This is a genomic window from Enterococcus nangangensis, assembly GCF_005405245.1.
Lineage (GTDB): Bacteria > Bacillota > Bacilli > Lactobacillales > Enterococcaceae > Enterococcus_J > Enterococcus_J nangangensis.
The window spans coordinates 1-3889 of sequence record NZ_BJDR01000047.1 but is presented as its reverse complement, the minus strand read 5'-3'; the positions used below and the strand labels follow the sequence as shown (position 1 = coordinate 3889).

Here is a 3889-nt window from a genome sequence, read left to right as displayed (position 1 = left end):
ACCTTGTCGCATCCAGCAACTCTTATATCTTATCAGCTTTTCAAATCGTTGTCAACAACTTTTTTGAAAAGTTTTTTAAGTTTTGCGAGTCGTTCCGAACGACTTAGTTATCTTAACATAACAACTCGAATCTGTCAAACATTTTATTTGATGTTTTTAGATTTAATTTGAAGTGCTTGATAACTATGTCTTAGCGACGCATATTAATATACCAAGGATTCCGTAAGTCGTCAACAAAAAATTACAAAAAAATGTTTAACTATCCTTTTTTAAATTTCCGTAAAAAGTGTTTTTATTCGTTTTTATCGTGAATTTCAAAAACACAAGTTTTGTTTTAAATGAATCTTTGCTTTTTTAAAGCTTTTCAGCTAGTTAACTTCCCCAATCGTTCGGATTTATTTTTTTACCTTTTTCTAAAATTAGTAAATATTCTCTTAATAGCACGTCCAAAATGCCTATTTAAAGGAATATCTGCTAAACTAAAGGTATTAAATTGGCAGGAGGTTTCCATATAATGAAGTTATTAGTTGCTGATGATGATAAAGAGATTGTCGAGTTACTGAGTATTTATATTCATAATGAAGGCTACGAAGTGGTAAAAGCTTACGACGGGAAAGAAGCACTCTCTAAGGTGCGGACCAATCCCGACATTGATCTTTTGATTCTCGATATTATGATGCCCAACATGGATGGCATGCAAGTGGTGAAAGAATTACGGAAAGAGTCGCAAATTCCCATTATTATGTTGACGGCGAAAACCACCGACATGGATAAAATTAAAGGGCTCGTCGCCGGTGCGGATGATTACGTCACCAAACCTTTTAATCCTTTAGAAGTAATGGCGCGAGTAAAATCTTTATTGCGGCGGACGAAAATGCAAATCACCACCAATGAACCAGATATTTTAGAAGTTGGTCCTTTAATCATCAATAAAGATTCCCATGAAGTCAAAACGATTGGGGATCAACAGATTCAATTGACGGCGCTGGAATTTGGGATTTTATATTTATTAGCCAGTCATCCTAACCGCGTCTTTTCCGCGGATGAAATTTTTGAACGGGTGTGGCAACAAGAAAGTGTCGTCTCAGCTAAAACCGTGATGGTCCACGTGAGTCATTTGCGGGATAAAATCGAAGAAGCCACCGATGGCGAAAAAGTGATTCAAACCGTGTGGGGAGTCGGATATAAAATTGAAACGCGCTGAGTTAAAAGGAGAAAATAAAACCCGCATCACCTTAACTTCTAAAGAGGTCAGCGAGTTATTGGCGGAAGGCATCGTGACTGTCGTCTTGCTCCTCTTAATTAATGTCGCCATCTTGATGATTTTGGATCAGTTGGTGCAACACAGTCAATCTTTGACGGATACTATCTTTAACATTAAAGGGATTCTTAACGCCCAATTAGATAGCAATGTTTTTTCCAGCAGTAAAAAGTTTTTGATTCTCTTTTTTGTGGTCTTAGATTTAGCCGTTTTATACTGGCGGCTGATTCGCCGTTACCATCAGATGCAAATGCGCCACGTCATCTCTGAGCTCCACTACATTGCCAATGGACATTACGATCACCGCATCCCTTTTGAACTGAGTGGCGATTTGGGGCGGGTCATTGACAGTATTAATGTCTTGGTGGAAAGCACCGTCACCGCCATTGAAGAAGAGCGGAAGATTGAAAAATCTAAAGACGAGCTGATTACTAACGTCAGTCACGACCTGAGAACACCTTTAACTTCGATTATTGGTTACCTTGGTTTAATAGAAGATCGTCAGTACCACTCGGAAGAAGAATTTCTGCATTATACTCATACGGCTTATTTAAAAGCCAAGCAGATGAAAGTTTTAGTGGAAGATTTATTTGAATACACTAAAGTGCGCCAGCCTACCACCAAATTAAAACTAGTGCGCTTTGATCTCAACCAAATGATGGAACAGCTAGCCGCCGACTTCGCTTTAGAAGCGGAACGGAAACACGTCACCATTGCCGTAAAAACTACACCGACACCTTTTTACTTTGAGGCGGATACGGAAAAATTAGTGCGGGTTTTTAATAATCTACTATCTAATGCCTTAAAGTACGGCAAAGGAGCGCAGCACATTTTAATGGAAGCCCAGCAAGTCGGTACCGAAGCCATCATCACGGTCAAAAATGACGGCCAGCCAATTCCCCAAGCGGCCCTGCAACAATTGTTTGACCGTTTCTACCGCGTGGAAGAGTCCCGCTCCCAAGAAACAGGGGGTACCGGTTTAGGTCTAGCCATCGCCCAAAGTATCGTGGCTCTTCACGGCGGTTACATTTATGCTAAAAGTGATGCCCAGTGGACTTCTTTTATCCTCCACTTGCCTTTGGGTAAATAAGAAATTACCTTGCAACTCTCAAAAAAGACAGGTACACTAGCCTGAGAGTTGCTTTTTATTATGTAAAAAAGGAGATTTGCCATTGAAAGTACAAAAGAAATGGACGTTGCTTTTTCTCAGTGTCCTAGTGAGTTTAGTCAGTGTTTTTGTTTACACGAGCCAACCGGTGGCTGCTGAAGATAATTTTACGGTGAAAGCCAATGCCGCCATTGCCATTGATTATGATACTGGTAAAATTTTATACGCCCAAAATGCGGATGAAGCTTTAGGAATTGCTTCCATGACGAAGATGATTAGTGATTACCTCGTCTTAGAAGCGGTCCAAGAAGGAAAAATTACGTGGGATGATCAAGTCACCATCGATCCTTACTACGAAACCTTAAGTCAAAACTATGAATTGTCTAATGTTCCTTTATACGCTGCTCAAACTTACAGCGTCAAAGATTTATTTGCTGCTAGCACCATTGCTTCGGCGAATGCCGCCATTATGGTTTTGGCCGATCACGTCGCTGGCTCCCAAGAAGCTTTTGTGGAAATGATGAAAGAAAAGTTAGTCGCCTTTGGGATTAATGACGCCACCATCGTCAACGTCTCAGGTTTAAATAATTCTGACCTAGGAGAAAAAGTAATCGCCGGGACAGCGGCCGACGCTGAAAATTATTTATCAGCTAAAGATGTCGCCATCGTGGCGCGCCATTTGATTCACGATTTCCCAGAAATTTTAGAAACAACGAAACAAACTAGCGCTACTTTTGCGGCGGATACCGCCTACCCTGCCGAAATGACCACGTGGAATTGGATGCTTCCCGGGATGATTGATTACAAAGAAGGCGTCGATGGTTTGAAGACGGGGACCACCAACATTGCCGGTGCTTGTTTTACCGGCACCATTTTAAAAGACGACACCCGCTTGATTACGGTGGTGATGAACGCCACTGATCATTTGAATGACGCCACGGCACGTTTTAAAGAAACAGGTTTATTGATGGATTACGTCTTTGCTAATTGGACCAAGACCACCTATGACCCCACCACCTTAGACATCGTGAAACAAACACTGCCGGTGGATAAAGGGCAAGAAGAAAGTGTTGCTGTCACCTTGAAAGCGACAGACCCCGTGACCGTTTGGAATAAAAATGGCACGGAAGCTAGTGTTGACGCTAAAATTCCAGGAGACGTTTTAAATAGCGACGGCAAACTGGTGGCGCCGGTGAAAGCTGGTACCGTGGTAGGTGCGGTCACTTACAGCACAACAGACGACCTGGGTTACTTAGAAGCGACAGACGGCACCAATTTAAAAATTGATTTGATTACTAAAGACGCCGTGGAAAAGGCTAGCTTCTGGCAACTCCTGCAACGCAGCGTCGTGAGCTTCTTCCAAGGAATTGGTAAGTGGTTTAGTAATTTGTTTTAAAGCGACCTTGCGTACGAGTACACGTTAGCTCGTATTCCAGTTCTTTAGGCTCTTTGTCAACTGGTGTTGTTTCACATTAAATTCGCTTAGGGAAGTACTTCGGTACTTCTCTTTTTGTGTTCGG

The 3889-nt window shown here is 41.8% G+C and carries 3 protein-coding genes; all 3 read left to right on the top strand.

Annotation, left to right across the window (positions count from 1 at the left end; translation table 11 throughout):
* The first annotated feature begins 514 nt into the window (after window positions 1-514).
* The 3 genes from croR (at window position 515) to FFM57_RS09710 (ending at window position 3765) form a co-directional block, all read left to right on the top strand.
* Window positions 515-1204: a response regulator transcription factor CroR gene (gene croR, locus FFM57_RS09720; RefSeq protein WP_137600320.1), complete on the top strand. Its 690-nt coding sequence runs from the start codon at window positions 515-517 to the stop codon at window positions 1202-1204.
* Window positions 1191-2351, top strand: a complete 1161-nt coding sequence (locus FFM57_RS09715) for a sensor histidine kinase (protein ID WP_137600319.1) — start codon at window positions 1191-1193, stop codon at window positions 2349-2351. Before croR ends, FFM57_RS09715 begins: the two co-directional genes overlap by 14 nt.
* A gap of 82 nt (window positions 2352-2433) precedes the next feature.
* Entirely contained in the window at window positions 2434-3765 is a 1332-nt protein-coding gene (locus tag FFM57_RS09710) for a serine hydrolase (protein ID WP_137600318.1), read from the top strand.
* The last annotated feature ends 124 nt before the right edge of the window (window positions 3766-3889 follow it).